This is a genomic window from Kitasatospora sp. MBT66, from assembly GCF_000710405.2.
Classification (GTDB): Bacteria; Actinomycetota; Actinomycetes; order Streptomycetales; family Streptomycetaceae; genus Kitasatospora; species Kitasatospora purpeofusca.
This window is the reverse complement of record NZ_JAIY01000006.1, coordinates 387,761-407,420: the sequence shown is the minus strand read 5'-3', so window position 1 is coordinate 407,420 and position 19,660 is coordinate 387,761. Positions and strand designations below refer to the sequence as shown.

The window sequence follows — 19,660 nt, the reverse complement described above, 5'->3', positions numbered from 1 at the left end:
GTCAGCAGCCTTCGGAGATCTCGCGGAAGTTGGCGTAGTGGTCGTCGGTGTACCAGGTCTGCTCGGTGCGCTCGTCGCGGACCAGGCGCTCGGCATCGCGGTGGGTGGTGGGCATCGGGCGGGGGTTGACGTCGTACTCGTGGTACTCGCCGCCCGCCGGCAGGTCCCCGCTCCGGTTGCCGTACGGGTTGCTGCCCCGGATGAACTCCGGGCCGGGAATCCGGAAGTCGACCGGGCGGGGGCTGGTGGGCCAGTCAAGACTCTCCCAGATCCGGCAGGCCCGTTCGACCCGCTCCGGGAAGTCCTGGACGGGGAGCGGCGGCTGGACGACCGCCCGGACGACCGGAGCGGCGGCCAGCGCGGGGGCTGCCGGAACGAGCGGACAAGCCAGGGCGAGGACCAGAGCGGCCTGCGCCAGACGGCGGAGAGTCATGGGGATACCGATTCCGTGTGCGGGAGCGTGTGCAGCAAAGGCGTACCGCGCACCCGCCCGCCACCCCGCCGACCACGCCGCAGCCACCCCCTGCCCCCACCCGACCGAGTGACCCCCGCAGCCCCGACGGGGCGGCCGACCCCCGTGGTCGGCGGGCCGGGTCGGGGGTGGGGTGGCGTGGGAGGATCGGGCGGGTTCGGTTGATTCGTTGAAAGGTGTCTTCAGTCCATGGGCTCGCAGTACTACGCCGTCCTCAAGACCAACCACGGCGACATCACCGTCAAGCTGTTCCAGTTCCACACTCCGAAGACCGTGCGCAACTTCGTGGAGTTGGCCGAGGGGCAGCGGGAGTGGACCGACCCGGTGACGGGTGAGGTTTCGACGGCTCCGCTGTACGACGGGACGACCTTCCACCGGGTCATTCCCAACTTCATGATCCAGGGCGGCGATCCGCTCGGGGACGGTACGGGCGGGCCCGGGTACGAGTTCGCCGACGAGTTCCACCCGGAGCTCTACTTCACCAAGCCGTACCTCCTGGCCATGGCCAACGCCGGGCCGAACACCAACGGTTCGCAGTTCTTCATCACCACCCGGGCCACGCCGCACCTGAACCGCAAGCACACCATCTTCGGCGAGGTCGCCGACGCGGCCGGCCAGAAGGTCGTGGACGCCATCGCGGCCGTCCCGACCGGGCCGGGTGACCGTCCGCTCGAAGCCGTCGTCATCGAGTCGGTGACCGTCGAGCGTCGATAGGGCTCCGTGCGGAGTGGGAAGTCGGCCCGGCCGGCTTCCTACTCCGCTCCGCCGAACACCACCCGCAGTACCTCCTGGGCCAGCTCCTCCACGTCCGCCCCCGTGCCGCTCTCCGGCAGGGCTCCGTTCAGCCAGAGGCTCGCGAAGCCGTGCGCCAGCGACCACGCGGCGATGGTCGTCGCCCGGTCGGGCCGCTCGCCCCGGGACAGCCGGCGGCCGCTGGCCGCGAGCACGGCCCCGGCGCGGTCGCGGGCCAGCGCCATCTCCGGGTCGTCCGCCCGGTACAGCTCCGGCCGGAACATCACCTCGAAGTACGCCCGGTGGTCCACCGCGAACCGCACGTACGCCACGCCCGACCCGTAGGGATCCCCCTCCGCCCGCTCCAGCGCGTCCGCGAACAGCTCGAAGCCCTCCGCCGCCACCGCCGTCAGCACCCCCGCCTTGTCACCGAAGTGGTGCGCCGGCGCCGCGTGCGACACCTCCGCCCGGCGTGCCAGCTCCCGCAGGCTCCAGCCGGACGGCCCGGACTCCGTGATCGCCGCGATCGCGGCGTCCAGCACGGCCCGCCGCAGATTCCCGTGGTGGTAGCTCTCGGCCCTGCCCATGGCACATCCTCTCGTCGGCGACCCTCCGATCATATCTAGGCATTGACAAGATTGCTCGCCCGGGTCAATCTTTCCAGTGACAAGATTGACCGGTGACAAGCTTGGAGAGTCCACCATGGCCCCGCTCATCGCCCTCCTCGGCGGCTTCGCCCTCCTCCGCCTGCTCGGGTTCCTCGCCGTCGACACCCTCGACGGCTGGCAGCCCGCCGTGCGCGGCGCCCTCGCCCTGATGTTCGTCACCACCGGCGTGCCGCACTTCCTGCCGGCCTTCCGGCGCGACTTCGTCGCGATGGTCCCGCCGGCGCTCCCCCGCCCCGAACTGCTGATCACGCTCACCGGCGTCCTCGAACTGGCCGGCGCCGCCGGGCTGCTCGTCCCGCCGCTGGCCCCGTACGCCGCCGCCGGACTCGCCCTGCTGATGCTCGCGATGTTCCCCGCCAACGTGCACGCCGCCCGCACCAACGGCACTCTCGCCGGGAAGCCCGTCACCCCGCTGCCCGCGCGCACCGCGCTGCAGGTCCTGTTCGTCGCGGCGGCGGTCGCGGCGGCGCTCTGAGCACCGGGCCGGGACGGGAAGCAGGCGGTGAAAAACGCGCGGACGCGGCCCGCTCGAGTTGCGGGCCGCGTCCGAATGCGGGGAAAGGGGGAGCGCCCCTTACTCCACGATGCCCGACTTGGCGATGGTGACCTTGGCCTTGGTGCGGCCGCTCTGCGAGCCGAGGCCCTCGATCTTCTGCACCAGGTCCAGGCCGTCGACGACCTCGCCGAAGACGACGTGCTTGCCGTCCAGCCAGTCGGTGACGATGGTGGTGATGAAGAACTGCGAGCCGTTGGTGTTGCGGCCCGCGTTGGCCATCGAGAGCTGGCCCGGCTTGGTGTGCTTGAGCGTGAAGTTCTCGTCCGCGAACTTCTCGCCGTAGATGCTCTTGCCGCCGGTGCCGTCACCGCGGGTGAAGTCACCGCCCTGGAGCATGAAGCCCGGGATGACGCGGTGGAACGACGAGCCCTCGTAGCCGAAGCCGTGCTGGCCGGTGGCGAGCTCGCGGAAGTTCTGCGCGGTCTTCGGGACGATGTCGTCGAAGAGCGTGAAGACGATCCGGCCGGCCGGCTCGTCGTTGATGGTGATGTCGAAGAAAACGTTGGAACCCATGCAGGGATCATGGCATGCCGGGCCTCCTGTCGCGCGGCACACCCCCCGACGCCGGCCGGATCCGGGCACCCGGGCCGCGACCGACCCCACCGGGGGCGCTGCGTCAGCTGCGGCAGAGGAGGAGGCGGTGTTCGACCGAGCCGGACCGGAGGAATCGCGCGGGGGCGACTAGACGGCGGGCGGCTGAATGATCAACTCGAACGGACCACCGAGGTGACGGCCCGCCGTGCGTGCTAGAACCGTCGGCGACAGTGAACGCTCACCCGCGCTCGCCGTCACCCCGCACCGTGCACCCACCGGCAACTCCTCAACCGAAGGAGAACCATGTCCGTCGCACGAACCGTCCGTACCGTCCGCAACGCCCTGCTGGCGGTCCTCGCCGCACTGGCGCTGATGCTCTCCGGCGCGGTCACCGCCACCAACGCCTCCGCCACCACCACGGGGCTGGACGGCAGCTGGGCCTGCTCCGTCCCGGCCGGCTACGTCTACGACCAGGTGTCCATGAACCGCAGCTGCAGCGGCGGCGGCACCTGGAACTCGCCGCAGTTCCACCTGCGCACCCCGGTCGACGGGCTGACCGCCTGTATGAGCGCACCGGGCTTCGTCTACGACAACATCACCTGGGGTCTCTCCTGCAGCCAGCAGTCCGGCGTGACCTCCAACATGTACCACCTGCGCGTCCCCTACGACGGCCTCACCGCCTGCATGGGCACGCCCGCCTTCACCTACGACTACGTCAGCTACACCTCCGGGTGCAGCCTGAACCAGGGCGTCCAGGCCACCACCTTCCACCTCCGCACCCCGCGCAACGGCCTCTGGGCCTGTGACGTCCCGCGCGGCTGGACCTACAGCACCACCACCTCGAACCTGGACTGCGCCACCATCCGCGGTGTGCCGACCACCAAGTTCCTGCTGGTCGGCTGACCCCGTCCCCGGTGAACGGGCGGGCGACCCGGCGGCGGCCGGGTCGCCCGCCCGCGTCCGTTCAGGACAGGTCCAGCTCCGCGACGGTCTGGTCCCCGCTGAGCTCGCCGGTCGGGCGGAAGCCGAGGCGGGCGTAGAACGGCTCGGGACCGTCCTCCCCCGGCACATAGGTGACCGTGACCCGGCTGCCGCCGCGGCGGCGGATCTCCGCGGCGACCTGCTCCACGGCGAAGCGGCCGTAGCCCCTGCCCTGGGTGCCGGCGGCGATGTTGAGGCGCCAGAGGCCCGAGCGCGGCAGGTCGCCCGGCCGGTCCGGGTAGAAGGTGATGTCGAAGAAGGCCATCACGAAGCCGACCGGCCGGTCGCCGTCGTAGACCAGTCGCGGCCAGGCGGCCTCCCCGTGCGCGTAGGCCTCGGCCAGCGACTTGACCACCGGGGAGACGAAGCGCTCCTGGTCCGGGCGGACCTTCAGTTCCAGCGCGGCGTCGATGTTGCTCGGGGTGACCGGTTCGAGCCGCAGGGCGGACGGAGCGGCGGACGGAGCAGCGGACGGAGCAGCGGACAGCGAAGAAGCAGGCAGCGGGGCGGGGGGAGCGGCGGGCGGCGGGTGTTCCGTGGACATGCCGGTCACCCTAGTGAGTGCCCGCCCGCAGGTCGCCAGGATTTCGGGGCGCCTCCCGCCCGCCCCTCACGGCGCGGGCGTGAACACCAGCGAGGCGTTGTGCCCGCCGAAGCCGAAGGCATTGGTGAGCACCGCCCCGACCGGCCCCCGGCGCGCGGCCCCCGTGACCACGTCCAGCCCGACCGCCGGGTCCTGCCGCTCCAGGTTGCGGGTGGGCGGCACGGTCCCGTCGCGCAGCGCGAGGACCGAGGCGAGCGCCCCCAGCGCGCCCGCCGCGCCGAAGAGGTGGCCGGTCATCGACTTGGTGGCGGTCACCACCGGGTGGGCGCCGATCGCCGCCGTGACCGACTCCGCCTCGGTCAGGTCGCCCAGCTGGGTGGAGGTGGCGTGGGCGTGGACCAGCCCGATGTCCAGCGGCGACAGCCCCGCCCCGGACACCGCCCGGCGGATCGCCCGGACCTGCCCCTCGGCGGCGGCCGCGGTGATGTGGTGGGCGTCCGAGGTGACGGCCGCACCGGCCAGCACGGCGTGGGCGCGGGCCCGGCGCGCGGCGGCGAAGCCGGCCCGCTCCAGCACCACGACGGCCGCGCCCTCGCCGATCACGAAGCCGTCCCGGTCGACGTCGAAGGGCCGGGAGGCCCGGCCGGGTTCGTCGTTGCGCAGCGAGTGGGCCCGGGCCTGGGCGAAGCCGGCCAGGGTCAGCGGGCAGACGCACGCCTCGGCGCCGCCCGCCACCACCACGTCGGCCCGGCCGAGCCGGATCAGGTCCAGGCCGAGGGCGATCGCCTCGGCCCCGGACGCGCAGGCGCTGACCGGGGTGTGCGCGCCGGCCCGGGCGCCGAGTTCGATGGACACCCAGGCCGCCGGGCCGTTGGCCATCAGCATCGGCACGGTGTGCGGGGAGACCTTCCGGACGCCGGAGGCCTCCAGGACGTCGTCCTGGCCGAGCATGGTGAGCGCGCCGCCGGTGCCGGTGCCGATCACCACGGCCAGCCGCTCGCCGTCCACCTCGGGTCGGCCGGCGTCGGCCCAGGCCTCGCGGGCGGCGACCAGCGCGACCTGTTCGCAGCGGTCGAGCCGCCGGGCCAGGACCCGGTCCAGGACCTCGGTCGGCTCGACCGCGAGCTGCCCGGCGATCCGGATCGGGAGCCGGGCGGCCCAGTCGGCCCCGATCGGCCGGATGCCGGTGTCACCGGCCAGCATCGCCGCCCAGGTCGAGGGGACGTCGCCGCCGAGCGGGGTGGTCGCCCCGAGGCCGGTGACCAGTACCGGCTCGGGGGCGAAGGCTCGGGACGCGTGGTTCTCGGTACCCATCGAAGGAACTCCCTGGCTGGTGCGGGACTGTGGAGTGGCCACAACTCCCCGCACAGGTACGTGCGGGGAGCTCTCGCCACATCAGCCACACTGCCACGGCCCTGAGGGGCATTCAGGTGCGTCAGCCAACCGATTCGAACACCGTGGAGTTGGAGGAACCCCACATACCTGCCCTAGGCGTCGAAGTCGGTGGAGCGGCCCACCGCCTCCCAGCTCCGGAGTTCCTCGACGGACGCCTCCAGAGCGCCGAGCACCGCGTCGACGGCGTCGCTGCCGAGCAGCAGCCGCAGCGGGGTCCGCTCGGCGTCCAGGGCGGCCAGGATCGCGGCGGCCGCCTTCTCCGGGTCGCCGAGCTGCTTGCCGGCGGTCTCCGGGAGTCCCTCGCGGACCGGCCCGACGATCCCGTCGTAGGCGGGCAGGGGGGTGGTGAAGGCGAGCGCGCTCCGCTCGGCGAAGGAGGTGCGGAAGGCACCCGGCTCGACGATCAGCACCTTGATGCCGAAGCCCGCCACCTCCTTGGCCAGCGCCTCGGACAGGCCCTCCAGGGCGAACTTGGTCGCCGAGTAGGCCCCGGCGCCCGGGAAGGTGAAGCGGCCGCCCATGCTCGACATCTGGACCACCGCGCCCGCGCCCCGCTCCCGCATGTGCGGCAGGACGGCCCGGGTGAGCGCGGCCGGGCCGAAGAAGTGCAGGTCCATGAGCTCGCGCAGCTCGCGGTCGGTGTACTCCTCGACGGCGCCGATCAGACCGCGGCCGGCGTTGTTGACCAGGACGTCGATCCGGCCGTAGCGCTCCACGGTCTCCGCCACCACGGCGGCGATCCGGTCGTGGTCGGTGACGTCCAGTCGGACGGGCAGCAGCCGCCCGGGGTGCGCCCCGGCCGCCTCCGCCAGGGTCTCGGGCCGCCGGACGGCGGCCACCACGGTGTCACCGGCGGCCAGCGCGGCCTCGGCGAGGGCCAGGCCGAAGCCGGAGTTGGCCCCGGTGATGAGCCAGATCCGGCCGTCGGTGATGTCGTTCGACTTGTCGCCCATGAGCGGTTTCCTCCCGTAATCGTCTTCCCAGTAAGGAAGTTGACGATCACTTCTATGGCACCGGCGGGCCGGACGTCCAGGAAAAATCCGTCCCGGCCGGTCCGGCCGCCGCAACGCCGGGAGCCCCCGGCCGAGTCGTGCTCGGCCGGGGGCTCCGGGTGTCCGCGCGGGAGGGCGCGGACCGTGCCGCCCTGAGTACTACGGGAGGTTGCGGGCCATCACGATGCGCTGGATCTGGTTGGTGCCCTCGTAGATCTGCGTGATCTTCGCGTCCCGCATCATCCGCTCCAACGGATAGTCCCGGGTGTACCCGTACCCGCCCAGCAACTGCACCGCGTCCGTCGTGATCTCCATCGCCGCGTCCGACGCGAAACACTTCGCCGCCGCACCGAAGAACGTCAGGTCCCCGTCCCCCCGCTGCGACTTCGCCGCCGCCGCGTACGTCAACTGACGCGCCGCCTCCAGCTTCATCGCCATGTCCGCCAGCATGAACTGCACACCCTGGAAATCACCGATCGGCTTACCGAACTGCCGACGCTCCCGCACATACCCCTTCGCATAGTCCAACGCGCCCTGCGCGATCCCCAGCGCCTGCGCCGCGATCGTCACCCGCGTGTGGTCCAGCGTCCTCATCGCCGTCGCGAAGCCCGTGCCCTCCGCACCGATCATCCGGTCCGCCGGGATCCGCACATCGTCGAAGTACACCTCACGCGTCGGCGACCCCTTGATCCCCAACTTGCGCTCCGGCGCACCGAACGACACCCCCGCGTCGCCCTTCTCCACCACGAACGCCGAGATCCCCTTCGACCGCAGCTCCGGGTCCGTCACCGCCATCACCGTGTAGAACTCCGACACCCCCGCGTTGGTGATCCAGCGCTTCACACCGTTCAAAACCCAGAAGTCCCCGTCCCGCACCGCCCGGGTCTTCATCCCCGCCGCGTCCGAACCCGCCTCCGGCTCCGACAGGCAGTACGAGAACATCCCCTCCCCGCGCGCCAACGCCCCCAGGTACTTCGCCTTCAACTCCTGCGAACCCGACAACTGCACCGGCAACGAACCCAGCTTGTTCACCGCCGGGATCAACGACGACGAGGCGCACACCCGCGCCACCTCCTCGATCACGATCACCGTCGCCAGCGCGTCCGCCCCCGCACCCCCGAACTCCTCCGGCACATGCACCGCATGCAGGTCATTGCCCTGCAACGCGTCCAACGCCTCCTGCGGGAACCGCCCCACCTCGTCCACCTCCGCCGCGAACGGAGCGATCTTCGCCTCCGCCAGCGAACGCACCGCCTCACGGAGCATCCCGTGCTCCTCGGAGATCCGGAAGAGATCGAAGTCCGCCGCGCCTGCGCTGCCCGCCATGATGCCTGCCTCTTCGAAGAGTCGTGCCCGCCGTGGAGCCGACTGGTTACCGTCGGGTAGAGATCCTAGGGCGCCGACCTGCGGCTGCCTAGGACACAACTGCCCAGGACACGGCTGCCCAGGACATGTCTCCGGGTCAGTCGACGTCCGTGCCGAGGGTGTCGCCGGCCTTGTGCTCCTGGAAGTACTGGTCCGTCCGGTCGTTGCGGATCGCCTCCCACAACTGCGCCGCCGGACGGTCCGCCAGCAGCACCACGCTCTGGTCGCCCCGGGTGGCGAACCCGCCGAACGGGGCGTTCATGAAGCGGACGTCGTCGGCGCGCAGCGAGCGCAGGCCCCAGGCGAGCTGGAACAGGTCGGTGTTGGACAGCCGGTCGTCCACGCTGACCACCTCGCCGACGGTGCCCAGCAGTCCGCCCAGCCGCGACGGGCTGGTGAGCGTGCCGGAGTCCATCACCTTGAGCATCAGCGCGCGCAGGAAGTTCTGCTGGCGCTTGGTCCGGTCGAGGTCGCCGCCGGGCAGCCCGTAGCGCTCGCGGACGTAGAGCAACGCCGTGGCGCCGTCCATGTGGTGGGTACCGGCCTCCCAGGCGCGGGCCTCGCCGACGCCCTCGATGGTGCGCGGAACGGTGATGTCCACCCCGCCGACGGCGTCGGTGAGGGCGCGGAAGCCGTTCCAGTCGATCACGGCGAGGTGGTCGATCCGGATGCCGGTGAGGTTCTGCACGGTCTCGGTCATCAGGGCCGGACCGCCCCAGGAGTAGGCGGCGTTCAGCTTGGCCTCGCCGTGCCCCGGGATCGGCACCCAGGTGTCCCGGGGCAGCGAGACCAGGGTCGCCGAGCTCCGGTCGTCGGAGAGGTGCAGCAGCATCATGGTGTCGCTGCGGGCCGCCCCGGCCTGCCAGGCCGGGGCCTTGGCCGCGCTGCCGGTGGTGGGGGTGTCGGAGCGGGCGTCCAGGCCGACCAGCAGCAGATTGAGGCCGCTGCCCGGGACCGGCTTCGGCTGGGCCGACTCCGGCGCGGTCGGGAAGGCGTCCGGGATCCGCTGCACGGAGGAGGCGTAGTGCTCGGCGGTCCACCAGAGGGCGCCGCAGCCGCCGACGACGAGGACGAGCAGCGCGGAGAGGGTCCAGAGCAGCACCCGGCGGGTCCGGCGGCGGCGGGCCGGCGGCTCGCGGTCCGGCTCGCGGTCCGGCTCCCGGTCCGGTGGCTCGCCGTCCGACGGAGGCTGCTCCCCGCTGTCCGCCGGGCCCTCCTCGGCGCCGGACGCACCGGCCGCCGGTTCGAAGAGGCTCAGGCCGGACGGCACCGGCCGCTGCGCGGGCTCGCCAGACTGCTCGTCCTCCGGCTCCATGTGCGTATTGTGCCGCCGCCCCGGCCCGCGCGGGGAGCTTTCGGGACAACGGCCGGAACCGGGACGGTCTGGGCGCTTTCCCCCCGGCCGGATAGCATCGGTGGGCGCGGCCCGGTGGGACCGCGTCCACCCTCACCCGTCGCCCGCTCGAAGGGGAAACCGTGACCCTCCGCATCTCCGTGATCGGTACCGGCTATCTCGGCGCCACCCACGCCGCCGCCATGGCGGAGTTCGGCTTCGAGGTGCTGGGTCTGGACATCGACCCGGAGAAGATCGCCACCCTCACCGCCGGCCAGGTCCCGATGTACGAGCCGGGCCTGTCCGAGCTGCTGCTCAAGCATGTGGCGGGGCACGAGGGTTCGACCGGCCGGCTGCGCTTCACCACCTCCGCGCAGGAGGCCGCCGAGTTCGGCGACGTGCACTTCGTCTGCGTCAACACCCCGCAGCGCAAGGGCGAGTTCGCGGCCGATATGTCGTACGTGGACGCCGCGATCGACTCGCTCGCCCCGCATCTGACCCGCCCGGTGCTGGTGGTCGGCAAGTCCACCGTCCCGGTCGGCTCGGCGGGCCGGCTGGCCGAGCGGCTGGCCGCGCTGGCGCCCGTCGGCGAGGGCGCCGAACTCGCCTGGAACCCGGAGTTCCTGCGCGAGGGCTTCGCCGTCCAGGACACCCTGCGCCCGGACCGGATCGTGATCGGCGCCCGCGGCGGGCGGGCCGAGGAACTGCTGCGCGAGGTGTACGCCGAGCCGATCGCCGCCGGGGTGCCGTTCCTGGTCACCGACTACGCGACCGCCGAGCTGGTGAAGACCGCCGCCAACTCCTTCCTGGCCACCAAGATCTCCTTCATCAACGCGATGGCCGAGGTCTGCGAGGCGGCCGGCGCGGACGTCACCCAGCTGAGCGCGGCGCTCGCGCTGGACGACCGGATCGGCGGCAAGTTCCTCAACTCCGGCCTGGGCTTCGGCGGCGGCTGTCTGCCCAAGGACATCCGGGCGTTCATGGCGCGGGCCGGCGAACTGGGCGCCGACCAGGCGCTGACCTTCCTCCGCGAGGTCGACTCGATCAACATGCGCCGCCGCTCCCGGATGGTCGAGCTGGCGCGCGAGCAGTGCGCCGGCGGCTTCCTGGGCCGGCGGATCGCCGTCCTCGGCGCCGCGTTCAAGCCCAACTCGGACGACATCCGCGACTCGCCCGCGCTCAACGTCGCCGCCCAGATCCAGCTCCAGGGCGCGCAGGTCACCGTCTACGACCCGAAGGCGATGGACAACGCGCGCAAGATGTTCCCCGGACTCGCCTACGCCGACTCCGCCCTGGAGGCCGCCGAGGGCGCGCACGTCGTCCTGCACCTCACCGAGTGGCAGGAGTTCCGCGCGCTGGACCCGGCCGAGCTGGGCGCGGTCGTGGCCGAGCGCCGGCTGCTGGACGGCCGCAACGTCCTGGACGCCGACGCCTGGCGCGCCGCCGGCTGGACCTACCGCGCGCTCGGCCGCCCCAGCTGACGGGAATCCCCGGCCGCCGGCCTTCGTTGCCCCGGGCATGACGAACTACGGCGACGAAGCGACGGTCCGTTCCATCCTCACCGGCAAGGGTGACACGTGGGCGGTGGTCGGCCTGTCCACCAACACCGCCCGGGCCGCGTACGGCGTGGCCCGGTTCCTCCAGGAGCACGGCAAGCGGATCGTGCCGGTCCACCCGAAGGCGGAGACGGTCCTCGGCGAGCAGGGCTACGCCTCCCTCGCGGACGTCCCGTTCGAGGTCGACGTGGTGGACGTGTTCGTGAACAGTGCCCTGGCCGGGGAGGTCGCGGACCAGGCGGTGGCCGTGGGGGCGAAGGCGGTCTGGTTCCAGCTGGGTGTGGTGGACGAGGACGCCTACGCCCGGACCACCGCCGCCGGGCTGGAGATGGTCATGGACAAGTGCCCCGCGATCGAGTTTCCCCGGCTGGGCTGATCCGGCCGGGGCCGGGTGGGGCGGTCGGGCCGCCCCACCGGACTCCGTGGGTCAGCCGTCCAGTCGGGCGAGGGTGGCGAGGGACGGGGCCCGGCCCGCGTCGCGGAGGCGGGCGGCGGCGCTCTCGGCGTCGCGCAGGACGCGGACGGCGTTGTGCCAGGTGAGCTTGGAGAGGTCGGTCTCCGACCAGCCGCGGCGCAGCAGTTCGGCGATCAGGTTGGGGTAGCCGGCGACGTCGTCGAGGCCGTCCGGGAGGAAGGCGGTGCCGTCGAAGTCGCCGCCGATGCCGATGTGGTCGACGCCGGCGACCTCGCGCATGTGGTCGAGGTGGTCGGCGACGGTGGTGACGGTGGCGACCGGGCGCGGGTTCGCCTCCTCGTAGGCGCGCTGGCAGGCCATCCCGGCGGGGGTGGTGTCGAGGTGGTCGAAGCCGTGGGCGCGCATGTTCTCGTCGGCGGCGGCGGTCCACTCGATCGCGGCGGGCAGGATGAACTTGGGCACGAAGGTGGCCATCGCGACGCCGCCGTTGTCGGCGAGGCGGGCGAGCACGTCGTCCGGGACGTTGCGCGGGTGGGCGCAGACCGCGCGGGACGAGGAGTGCGAGAACAGCACCGGGGCCTCGCTGACCCGCAGGGCGTCGCGCATGGTGTCGGCGGAGACGTGCGAGAGGTCGACCAGCATGCCGAGCCGGTTCATCTCCCGGACGACCTCCTCGCCGAAGGCGGTCAGGCCGCCGGCGGCGGGCTTGTCGGTCGCGGAGTCGGCCCACGGCGTGTTGTCGTTGTGGGTGAGCGTCATGTACCGGACGCCGAGCGCGTACAGGGCGCGCAGGGTGGCGAGCGAGCAGTCGATCGAGTGACCGCCCTCGGCGCCGATCAGGGAGGCGATCCGGCCCTCGGCGCGGGCGGCCTCCAGGTCGTCGGCGGTGAGGGCGAGCCGCAGCCGCTCGGGGAAGCGGTCGACCAGGGCGTGCACGAAGTCGATCTGCTCGAGGGTGGCGCTGACGGCGTGGTCCCCGGCCAGCCGGCTGGGCACGTAGACGGACCAGAACTGCGCGCCGACCCCGCCCGCGGTGAGGCGGACGAGGTCGGTGTGCAGCCGGGCGCTCTGGTCGGCGGCCAGGTCGAGCGCGTCGAGGTCGTAGCCGACCTGCTCGCGCATCGCCCACGGGAGGTCGTTGTGGCCGTCCACCACGGGGGCGGTGCGAAGGACGGCCCGGGCGCGCTCCAGCAGGGCGGCGGGCGTGGAATCCAGCAGCTCAGAGGTCATACGAGCTGTTGTATCCGACCAGGCTGCTTTTATGACTACTTTCCGAAGCCGAACGAGGCGGAACCCGCCACCTTGGCCCGGAGCTTCTTGCCCTTCTCGGTGGCCTGGCTGTTCAGCTCGGCCTGGAACTCGGTCATCCGCTCGGTGAGGTCCGGGTCGAAGGCGGCCAGCATCCGCACCGCGAGCAGGCCCGCGTTGCGCGCGCCCGCCACCGAGACGGTGGCCACCGGGACGCCGGCCGGCATCTGCACGATGGACAGCAGGCTGTCCATGCCGTCCAGGTAGCGCAGCGGCACCGGCACGCCGATCACCGGCAGCGGGGTGACCGAGGCGAGCATGCCCGGCAGGTGGGCCGCGCCGCCGGCGCCCGCGATGATCGCCTTCAGGCCGCGCTTGTGGGCGCTCTCGCCGTACGCGACCATCTCGCGCGGCATCCGGTGCGCGGAGACGACGTCGACCTCGTAGGGGATCTCGAACTCGTCGAGCGCCTGGGCGGCCGCCTCCATCACGGGCCAGTCGGAGTCCGAGCCCATGACGATGCCGACGAGCGGGGAGGCGGGGGCGGTGGGGGCGGTCATTCGGTGATCGTTCCTCGCAGGTAGGCGGCCGCGTGGCGGGCGCGCTCACGGACGTCGTCGAGGTCGTCCCCGAAGACGTTGACGTGGCCGACCTTGCGGCCGGGCTTCACGTCCTTGCCGTACATGTGGATGCGCAGGCCCGGGTCGCGGGCCATGCAGTGCAGGAAGGCGTGGTACATGTCCGGGTAGTCGCCGCCGAGGACGTTGACCATCACGGTCCACTTGGCGCGCGGCCGGGGGTCGCCGAGCGGCAGGTCGAGCACGGCCCGCAGGTGGTTCTCGAACTGCGAGGTGACGGCGCCGTCCTGGCTCCAGTGCCCGGAGTTGTGCGGGCGCATGGCCAGCTCGTTGACCAGGATCCGGCCGTCCCGGGTCTGGAACAGCTCGACCGCGAGGTGGCCGGTGATGTCCAGCTCGCCGGCGATCCGCAGGGCCAGCTGCTGGGCCTCGTCGGACAGCGCGGGGTCGAGGTCCGGCGCGGGGGCGGTGACCTCGGCACAGACGCCGTTCTCCTGGACGCTCTCCACCACCGGGTAGGCAACCGCCTGGCCGCTGGGAGAGCGGACCACGTTGGCGGCCAGCTCGCGGACGAAGTCGACCTTCTCCTCGGCGAGCACCGGGACGCCGGCCAGGAACGGCGCCGCGGCCGCCTCCTCGTCGCCGACCACCCAGACGCCCTTGCCGTCGTAGCCGCCGCGGACGGTCTTCAGGACCACCGGGTAGCCGGCGCCCTCGTTCGCGAACGCGGTCACGTCGGCCGGGTCGGCGACGATCCGGTGCCGGGGGCAGGGGACGCCGATGGAGTCGAGCTTGGCCCGCATCACGCCCTTGTCCTGGGCGTTGACCAGCGCGTCCGGACCGGGCCGGACGGCGATGCCGTCGGCCTGCAGGGCCCGCAGGTGCTCGGTCGGCACGTGCTCGTGGTCGAAGGTGATCACGTCGCAGCCGGCCGCGAAGCGGCGCAGGGTGTCGAGGTCGCGGTAGTCGCCGAGGACGACGTCGGAGACGACCTGTGCGGCCGAGTCCTGGGGAGTGTCGGCGAGGAGCTTGAACCGGACTCCGAGCGGGATGCCCGCCTGGTGTGCCATGCGGGCAAGCTGCCCGCCGCCGATCATGCCCACCACTGGAAAATTCGCGTTGCCCGGGGAAGTCACCCCGCCAGGATATCCGGGCCGGTCGGAGGGTGTGGAACCGCTCCCGCCGCGACCGCGTCCCTACTGCGGGGCTCCGTCCGGTCGGACCCGGGGGGCTGAGCCGATCGGCGGAACCGGGTAGCCTGGTCGGCCAGGTCCTGATACGCGCGATCCGATCATGTGCGTGCACGCAGGGCTCAAGGGGACCGCGGCGCACCTGCCCCGGCGACCTTTCGTCCGCAGGCACATGGAGGCAGCCCGGTATGGCGACGACCACGGCGTCGGAACCCTCGCTGGCGCAGAAGCTGCGCGGCATGAAGGGCGAGGCGATCAAGTTCGGCGCGGTCGGCCTCAGTGGCGTCGTGGTCAACTTCGCCATCTTCTGGATCTGCATCAACGGCCTGCACCTCGCCCCGGTGCGGTCCAACATCGCCGCCACGTCGATCGCGATCGCCACCAACTACCTGGGCTACCGCTACTGGCTTTACCGGGACCGGGACGCCGCCTCGCGCAAGCGGGAGATCATGCTGTTCCTGGCGTTCAGCGGCATCGGCATGCTGATCGACACCGGGCTGCTCGGAATCGCGAAGTACATGTTCGGACTCGCCAATCTCGAACTGCTGGCCGCGAAGGTGGTCGGCCTCGGGCTGGGCACGGTGTTCCGCTTCGTCTCGTACCGGACCTGGGTGTTCAAGGCCGTCCCGGAGCCGGTGACCGAGACCCCGGCCGTCCAGGAGGCCACCGCCGCCCCCGCCGCCGCCCCCGCCGGGGCCGCCGCCGTGGTCGCCCAGGCCGAGCTGGTGCTGGCCGCCGAGCGGGTCCGGCTCGCCAAGGCCGAGTAGCGAGTAGAACGGACCTCCCCTCGGTTGCCGCCCCCGCCGCGGCAGGAGGAGAGTGGTGACGGAGGGCGAGCGCGGCCGGCGAACGATCGAGGCCCCGGGGGGACCCAGGAGGCTCGCCATGACCTTCGTCCAGATCATCGAGTGCCGGACCGACCGGATCGAGGAGCTCAACGGCCTGATGGACCGCTGGGCCGAGAAGACCGAGGGCCGGCGGACCGTCGACCACGCGATGGTCGGCACCGACCGCTCGGACCCCCGGCATGTGGTGGAGATCGTCGAGTTCGCCTCGTACGACGACGCCATGCGCAACTCGAACCTGCCCGAGACCGACCGGATCTACCGCGAGATGGTGGCGCTCTGCGACGCGCCGCCCACCTTCACCGACCTGGACGTGGTCCGCGACGAGCGGTTCTGACCGGCCCCGACGACACCGCTCACACCTCGCGCCGGCTGCGGCCGAGGAAGAGCGCGAACACCGCCGGCCGCAGCGAGAGCAGCTCCAGCCGCCCGCCGTCCGCCTCCGCGAGGTCGCGGGCGACGGCCAGCCCGATGCCGGTCGAGTTGCGCCCGCTGACCGCGCGCTCGAACACCCGGTTGCCCAGCTCGGGCGGAACGCCGGGGCCCTCGTCCTGCACCTCGACCACCACGGACGTCCCGGACGGCCGGACCCGCAGGGTGACCGTCCCGGCGCCGTGCATCAGCGAGTTCTCGATCAGGGTGGCCAGCACCTGGGCGACCGTGCCGGGGGTGCCGACGGCGGTGACCCCGCGCAGGCCCTCGACCTGGAGCACCCGCCCGGTGCCGCGCAGCGAGGGCCCCCACTCCTCGACCTGCTGCTTGACCACGTCGTCGACGTCGAAGGCGACGGCGGTGGGGCTGCGCGGGTCGCGCTGGGTGGTCAGCAGCCGCTGGACGACGTCGGTGAGCCGCTCGACCTGCTGGAGGGCGATGGTGGCCTCCTCCTTGACCGTCTCCGGGTCCTCGGCCAGCGCGGTGATCTCCTCCAGCCGCATGGAGAGCGCGGTGAGCGGGGTGCGCAGCTGGTGCGAGGCGTCGGCGGCGAGCCGGCGCTCGGCGGTGAGCATCCGGGCGATCCGTTCGGCGCTGACGTCGAGCACCTCGGCGACCCGGTCGAGTTCGGGCACGCCGTAGCGGCGGTCGCGCGGGCGCGGGTCGCCGGAGCCGAGCCGCTCGGCGGTCTCGGCGAGGTCGGTGAGCGGCTGGGCGAGCCGTTTGGCCTGCCAGACGGCGAGGGCGACGGCGGCCTGCACGGCGAGCAGCGCGACCACGCCGAGCAGCAGCAGCATGTTGGCGATCTCGTGGTCGACCGCCTCGCGGGACTGCTCGACGGTGACGGTCTCGCCGCTGGCGCCGCGTTCGACCGCCTTGAGCACATGGTCGCCGTCGGGCCGCTGCCCGCTGGAGACGACCGCCCGGCCGGGGATGTCCACCTCGACGTACTGGCCCTCGGAGACCTGGTTGGCGAACTTGTCGCCGGTGACCGGCTCGTTGGCGGCGAGCCGGTTCTCCACCAGGGCGAGCACCCGGACGGCGGCGGCGTCCACCCGGTCCTGGGCGGAGCTGACGATGGTGCGCTTCTCCACCACCGCCAGCGGCACGCAGAACACCACGACCACCACCAGGACGACTCCCAGCAGCGAGTTGATCATTCGGCGTTTCACGCTGCCGCTCCCGACGGTGGTGGGCACCCCCGGTCGGGGCGTCCGCTCGGGCTAATTCTTCTCGAAGCGGAAGCCCACCCCGCGCACGGTGGCGATGTAGCGGGGGTTGGCGGCATCGTCGCCGAGCTTCTTGCGCAGCCAGGAGATGTGCATGTCGAGGGTCTTGGTGGAGGTCCACCAGGTGGTGTCCCAGACCTGCCGCATGATCTCCTCGCGGGTGACCACCCGGCCGGCGTCCCGGACCAGCACCCGGAGCAGCTCGAACTCCTTGGCGGAGAGGGTGAGCTCCTCCTCGCCCAGCCAGGCGCGGTGCGACTCGATGTCGATCTTGACGCCGTGCGCGCCGGTGGTGAGCTGGTCGACGTTGCCGCGCCGGAGCAGGGCCCGGACCCGGGCGAGCAGCTCGGCGAGCCGGAACGGCTTGGTGACGTAGTCGTCGGCGCCGGCGTCCAGGCCGACCACCGTGTCGACCTCGTCGGCGCGGGCGGTGAGCACCAGGACGGGGCAGCTGCGGCCGTCCGCGCGCAGCCTGCGGCACACCTCCAGCCCGTCCATCTCGGGCAGGCCGAGGTCGAGGACGACCAGGTCGACCTCCTCGCCGAGCCCGGCGGCCAGTGCGGAGGGGCCGTCCTCACGGACGAGCACCTCGTATCCCTCGCGGCGCAGCGCCCGGGCAAGCGGTTCGGAGATCGCGGGGTCGTCCTCGGCGAGCAGCACACAGGTCATGGGCTGATGGTAGTCCGCCGGGGTGCGGCCGTTGCCGCCGTGAGGTAGTTCACAGTGCGTGATCGTTATACGGGGGGTGGTCGAGCCCCAACCAACACGTCCGGGCCGCGTGTTCGGCGAAGATCCTGCTCCTCAAGCTTGAAAGCGAAGGAATAATCACTGCTCTACCATGGATAGCGTGGGCTGATCTCTCGCGGACTTTGCCATTTCCATACCTGATGCACGGCTTTTGTCAGCTGATGCCGCCAAATATCGCCACGTAGAGTGGTTTCGTCCACGTCCGCCTCCACCCCCCTTGGCGGACGCTGTCAGGCAAGGAACCACTACACATGGCGTCTACGACCCTGGAGTCCGGCGTTCAGTCGGCCTCTCCCAGCGGCAAGACCTTCCTCGGGCACCCCCGGGGCCTCGCCACCCTCTTCATGAGCGAGATGTGGGAGCGCTTCAGCTACTACGGCATGCGTGCCCTGCTGGTGCTCTACATGACCGCCTCCGTCACCGACGGCGGCCTCGGCATGAAGATGGCCGTCGCGAGCGCCGTCTACAGCGTCTACACGGCGATGGTCTACCTGCTGGCCCTCCCGGGCGGCTGGATCGCCGACCGCTTCCTCGGCGCCCGGAAGACCGTCGCGCTCGGCGGCACGATCATCATGGTCGGCCACTTCCTGCTGGCCCTGCCGGTCGGTGTGTCGTTCTTCGCCGGCCTCGCGCTGATCGCGCTCGGCTCGGGCCTGCTCAAGGCCAACATCTCGACGATGGTCGGCCACCTCTACGACGGGCCCAACGACCCGCGCCGGGACGGCGGCTTCACCATCTTCTACATGGGCATCAACCTCGGTGCCTTCGCCGCCCCGCTGGTCATCGGCACCATCGGCCAGAAGGTCGACTGGCACCTGGGCTTCGCCCTGGCCGGCGTCGGCATGGCCCTGGGCCTCGCCCAGTTCCTGCTCGGCACCCGCCACCTGAGCGCCAAGAGCGACGTGGTGACCTCGCCGATCTCGGCCGCCGAGAAGAGCGCGATCTTCAAGAAGGCCGCCCTGTGGCTCGCCGCCGCCGTCGTCTTCTACGCGGTCGTCGCGCTGACCGGCCACTTCACCATCAACTGGGCGATCTGGCCGCTGTCCATCGCGGGCCTCGCGATCCCGGTCTTCGTCTTCGCCAAGGTGAAGCGCGACAAGGACCTCGACGAGACCGAGCAGTCCCGGATGAGCGGCTACATCTGGTTCTTCGTCGCCGCCGCCGTGTTCTGGATGATCTACGACCAGTCCGGTTCGACGCTGAACATCTTCGCGCAGGACAACACCTCGTCCACGCTGCTCGGCTTCGACTTCCCGTCCAGCTGGTTCCAGTCGCTCAACCCGCTGTACATCATGGCCCTGGCCCCGGTCTTCGCCTGGATCTGGGTGGCGCTCTCGCGCCGCGGCAAGAACCCCAGCACCACCGCGAAGTTCTCCTTCGGCCTGCTGATGATCGGCGCCTCGTTCATCGTCATGATGCTGGCGATGGCCGCCGCCTCCGGCGACACCAAGGTCACGCCGCTCTGGCTGGCCTCGGTCTACCTGATCCAGACCGTCGGCGAGCTGACCCTCTCCCCGGTCGGCCTGTCCGTCACCACCAAGCTGGCGCCGGCCAAGTACGCCAGCCAGATGATGGGCGTGTGGTTCCTCGCGGTCACCGCGGGCGACTGCGTCGCCGCCATCTTCCAGCTCGTCCTCGGTGACAGCGTGGTCGGCTCCACCTGGTACTTCGCGGTCCAGGGCGGCATGGCGATCCTCGCCGGCGCGGCGCTGTACATGTACCGCCGCAACGTCGTGCGGCTGATGGGCGACGTCCACTGACGTCTGCCCGACCGGCCCCGGGGCCGCCGCGGATTCCTGGAATCCGCGGCGGCCCCGGCCGTTCTCCCCCGTCCGGCTCTCGCTCCCC

20 protein-coding genes and 1 pseudogene are annotated in these 19,660 nt (G+C 71.9%); 8 read left to right on the top strand and 13 right to left on the bottom strand.

Annotation, left to right across the window (positions count from 1 at the left end):
- Nucleotide 1: 1 nt before the first annotated feature.
- The gene (locus BI06_RS14350) at nucleotides 2-433 is read right to left on the bottom strand and encodes a ribonuclease domain-containing protein (protein ID WP_233290152.1); all 432 of its coding nucleotides are present in this window, start codon (nucleotides 431-433) and stop codon (nucleotides 2-4) included.
- Nucleotides 434-661: 228 nt separating this feature from the next.
- On the opposite strand from BI06_RS14350, the gene BI06_RS14345 reads away from it, so the two are divergent.
- Nucleotides 662-1,186, top strand: a complete 525-nt coding sequence (locus tag BI06_RS14345) for a peptidylprolyl isomerase (protein WP_043468444.1) — start codon at nucleotides 662-664, stop codon at nucleotides 1,184-1,186.
- Between the two features lie 38 nt (nucleotides 1,187-1,224).
- Here BI06_RS14345 and BI06_RS14340 read toward each other — a convergent pair whose 3' ends face one another.
- Nucleotides 1,225-1,791: a TetR/AcrR family transcriptional regulator gene (locus tag BI06_RS14340; protein WP_030398052.1), complete on the bottom strand. Its 567-nt coding sequence runs from the start codon at nucleotides 1,789-1,791 to the stop codon at nucleotides 1,225-1,227.
- Nucleotides 1,792-1,876: 85 nt separating this feature from the next.
- On the opposite strand from BI06_RS14340, the gene BI06_RS14335 reads away from it, so the two are divergent.
- On the top strand, nucleotides 1,877-2,347 hold the full coding sequence (locus tag BI06_RS14335) for a DoxX family protein (RefSeq protein WP_199523293.1): 471 nt from the start codon (nucleotides 1,877-1,879) through the stop codon (nucleotides 2,345-2,347).
- A gap of 99 nt (nucleotides 2,348-2,446) precedes the next feature.
- Here the strand turns inward: BI06_RS14335 and BI06_RS14330 are convergent, their stop codons facing one another.
- Nucleotides 2,447-2,941 (bottom strand): peptidylprolyl isomerase, encoded by a 495-nt coding sequence (locus BI06_RS14330; RefSeq protein ID WP_030398050.1) that lies wholly within the window; start codon nucleotides 2,939-2,941, stop codon nucleotides 2,447-2,449.
- Between the two features lie 324 nt (nucleotides 2,942-3,265).
- On the opposite strand from BI06_RS14330, the gene BI06_RS14325 reads away from it, so the two are divergent.
- Nucleotides 3,266-3,865 carry a hypothetical protein gene (locus BI06_RS14325; RefSeq protein ID WP_030398049.1) on the top strand — a complete coding sequence of 200 codons (600 nt, stop codon included), beginning with the start codon at nucleotides 3,266-3,268 and terminating at the stop codon, nucleotides 3,863-3,865.
- A gap of 61 nt (nucleotides 3,866-3,926) precedes the next feature.
- Here BI06_RS14325 and BI06_RS14320 read toward each other — a convergent pair whose 3' ends face one another.
- The 5 genes from BI06_RS14320 to BI06_RS14300 all read right to left on the bottom strand — a co-directional run bounded on the left by BI06_RS14320 (nucleotide 3,927) and on the right by BI06_RS14300 (nucleotide 9,554).
- Nucleotides 3,927-4,487 carry a GNAT family N-acetyltransferase gene (locus tag BI06_RS14320; protein ID WP_082558477.1) on the bottom strand — a complete coding sequence of 187 codons (561 nt, stop codon included), beginning with the start codon at nucleotides 4,485-4,487 and terminating at the stop codon, nucleotides 3,927-3,929.
- Between the two features lie 66 nt (nucleotides 4,488-4,553).
- Nucleotides 4,554-5,801, bottom strand: a complete 1,248-nt coding sequence (locus BI06_RS14315; protein WP_051741020.1) for a beta-ketoacyl synthase — start codon at nucleotides 5,799-5,801, stop codon at nucleotides 4,554-4,556.
- Between the two features lie 173 nt (nucleotides 5,802-5,974).
- Complete coding sequence (locus BI06_RS14310) at nucleotides 5,975-6,835, bottom strand: oxidoreductase (protein WP_030398046.1); 861 nt, start codon at nucleotides 6,833-6,835, stop codon at nucleotides 5,975-5,977.
- A 198-nt stretch (nucleotides 6,836-7,033) separates the two neighbouring features.
- A complete protein-coding gene (locus tag BI06_RS14305; RefSeq protein ID WP_043468442.1) occupies nucleotides 7,034-8,200 on the bottom strand; it encodes an acyl-CoA dehydrogenase family protein in 1,167 nt (388 codons plus the stop codon).
- A 136-nt stretch (nucleotides 8,201-8,336) separates the two neighbouring features.
- Complete coding sequence (locus BI06_RS14300; protein WP_082558476.1) at nucleotides 8,337-9,554, bottom strand: LCP family protein; 1,218 nt, start codon at nucleotides 9,552-9,554, stop codon at nucleotides 8,337-8,339.
- Nucleotides 9,555-9,715: 161 nt separating this feature from the next.
- On the opposite strand from BI06_RS14300, the gene BI06_RS14295 reads away from it, so the two are divergent.
- Together BI06_RS14295 and BI06_RS14290 are read left to right on the top strand one after the other, a co-directional pair.
- Nucleotides 9,716-11,053 (top strand): UDP-glucose/GDP-mannose dehydrogenase family protein, encoded by a 1,338-nt coding sequence (locus BI06_RS14295; protein WP_030393457.1) that lies wholly within the window; start codon nucleotides 9,716-9,718, stop codon nucleotides 11,051-11,053.
- 37 nt (nucleotides 11,054-11,090) lie between these two features.
- Nucleotides 11,091-11,504: a CoA-binding protein gene (locus BI06_RS14290; RefSeq protein ID WP_030393456.1), complete on the top strand. Its 414-nt coding sequence runs from the start codon at nucleotides 11,091-11,093 to the stop codon at nucleotides 11,502-11,504.
- Between the two features lie 51 nt (nucleotides 11,505-11,555).
- Here the strand turns inward: BI06_RS14290 and BI06_RS14285 are convergent, their stop codons facing one another.
- The 3 genes from BI06_RS14285 to BI06_RS14275 are packed head-to-tail and all read right to left on the bottom strand — an operon-like array spanning nucleotide 11,556 to nucleotide 14,505.
- Entirely contained in the window at nucleotides 11,556-12,773 is a 1,218-nt protein-coding gene (locus tag BI06_RS14285) for a dipeptidase (protein ID WP_043468440.1), read from the bottom strand.
- A gap of 35 nt (nucleotides 12,774-12,808) precedes the next feature.
- Nucleotides 12,809-13,351 carry a 5-(carboxyamino)imidazole ribonucleotide mutase gene (purE, locus tag BI06_RS14280; protein WP_030393454.1) on the bottom strand — a complete coding sequence of 181 codons (543 nt, stop codon included), beginning with the start codon at nucleotides 13,349-13,351 and terminating at the stop codon, nucleotides 12,809-12,811.
- Nucleotides 13,348-14,505 (bottom strand): 5-(carboxyamino)imidazole ribonucleotide synthase, encoded by a 1,158-nt coding sequence (locus BI06_RS14275; RefSeq protein ID WP_082558475.1) that lies wholly within the window; start codon nucleotides 14,503-14,505, stop codon nucleotides 13,348-13,350. Before BI06_RS14275 ends, purE begins: the two co-directional genes overlap by 4 nt.
- Before the next feature lie 242 nt (nucleotides 14,506-14,747).
- Between BI06_RS14275 and BI06_RS14270 the strand changes: the two genes are divergently transcribed.
- The gene (locus tag BI06_RS14270; protein ID WP_063794968.1) at nucleotides 14,748-15,326 is read left to right on the top strand and encodes a GtrA family protein; all 579 of its coding nucleotides are present in this window, start codon (nucleotides 14,748-14,750) and stop codon (nucleotides 15,324-15,326) included.
- Between the two features lie 118 nt (nucleotides 15,327-15,444).
- Nucleotides 15,445-15,735: pseudogene (locus BI06_RS14265) on the top strand (ester cyclase); the annotation flags it as partial.
- Nucleotides 15,736-15,760: 25 nt separating this feature from the next.
- Here the strand turns inward: BI06_RS14265 and BI06_RS14260 are convergent.
- Together BI06_RS14260 and BI06_RS14255 are read right to left on the bottom strand one after the other, a co-directional pair.
- On the bottom strand, nucleotides 15,761-17,008 hold the full coding sequence (locus BI06_RS14260) for an ATP-binding protein (RefSeq protein ID WP_030393451.1): 1,248 nt from the start codon (nucleotides 17,006-17,008) through the stop codon (nucleotides 15,761-15,763).
- 51 nt (nucleotides 17,009-17,059) lie between these two features.
- Nucleotides 17,060-17,734, bottom strand: coding sequence for a response regulator transcription factor (locus BI06_RS14255; protein WP_030300686.1), 675 nt, complete (start codon nucleotides 17,732-17,734; stop codon nucleotides 17,060-17,062).
- A 329-nt stretch (nucleotides 17,735-18,063) separates the two neighbouring features.
- On the opposite strand from BI06_RS14255, the gene BI06_RS14250 reads away from it, so the two are divergent.
- The gene (locus tag BI06_RS14250; RefSeq protein ID WP_043468437.1) at nucleotides 18,064-19,572 is read left to right on the top strand and encodes a peptide MFS transporter; all 1,509 of its coding nucleotides are present in this window, start codon (nucleotides 18,064-18,066) and stop codon (nucleotides 19,570-19,572) included.
- The last annotated feature ends 88 nt before the right edge of the window (nucleotides 19,573-19,660 follow it).

Bases quoted from the DNA above. Each gene is read 5' to 3' on its own strand.
- BI06_RS14350 (WP_233290152.1), bottom strand. From the start codon at position 433: ATGACTCTCCGCCGTCTGGCGCAGGCCGCTCTGGTCCTCGCCCTGGCT.
- BI06_RS14345 (WP_043468444.1), top strand. From the start codon at position 662: ATGGGCTCGCAGTACTACGCCGTCCTCAAGACCAACCACGGCGACATC.
- BI06_RS14340 (WP_030398052.1), bottom strand. From the start codon at position 1,791: ATGGGCAGGGCCGAGAGCTACCACCACGGGAATCTGCGGCGGGCCGTG.
- BI06_RS14330 (WP_030398050.1), bottom strand. From the start codon at position 2,941: ATGGGTTCCAACGTTTTCTTCGACATCACCATCAACGACGAGCCGGCC.
- BI06_RS14325 (WP_030398049.1), top strand. From the start codon at position 3,266: ATGTCCGTCGCACGAACCGTCCGTACCGTCCGCAACGCCCTGCTGGCG.
- BI06_RS14320 (WP_082558477.1), bottom strand. From the start codon at position 4,487: ATGTCCACGGAACACCCGCCGCCCGCCGCTCCCCCCGCCCCGCTGCCT.
- BI06_RS14315 (WP_051741020.1), bottom strand. From the start codon at position 5,801: ATGGGTACCGAGAACCACGCGTCCCGAGCCTTCGCCCCCGAGCCGGTA.
- BI06_RS14310 (WP_030398046.1), bottom strand. From the start codon at position 6,835: ATGGGCGACAAGTCGAACGACATCACCGACGGCCGGATCTGGCTCATC.
- BI06_RS14305 (WP_043468442.1), bottom strand. From the start codon at position 8,200: ATGGCGGGCAGCGCAGGCGCGGCGGACTTCGATCTCTTCCGGATCTCC.
- BI06_RS14300 (WP_082558476.1), bottom strand. From the start codon at position 9,554: ATGGAGCCGGAGGACGAGCAGTCTGGCGAGCCCGCGCAGCGGCCGGTG.
- BI06_RS14290 (WP_030393456.1), top strand. From the start codon at position 11,091: ATGACGAACTACGGCGACGAAGCGACGGTCCGTTCCATCCTCACCGGC.
- BI06_RS14285 (WP_043468440.1), bottom strand. From the start codon at position 12,773: ATGACCTCTGAGCTGCTGGATTCCACGCCCGCCGCCCTGCTGGAGCGC.
- purE (WP_030393454.1), bottom strand. From the start codon at position 13,351: ATGACCGCCCCCACCGCCCCCGCCTCCCCGCTCGTCGGCATCGTCATG.
- BI06_RS14270 (WP_063794968.1), top strand. From the start codon at position 14,748: ATGGCGACGACCACGGCGTCGGAACCCTCGCTGGCGCAGAAGCTGCGC.
- BI06_RS14255 (WP_030300686.1), bottom strand. From the start codon at position 17,734: ATGACCTGTGTGCTGCTCGCCGAGGACGACCCCGCGATCTCCGAACCG.
- BI06_RS14250 (WP_043468437.1), top strand. From the start codon at position 18,064: ATGGCGTCTACGACCCTGGAGTCCGGCGTTCAGTCGGCCTCTCCCAGC.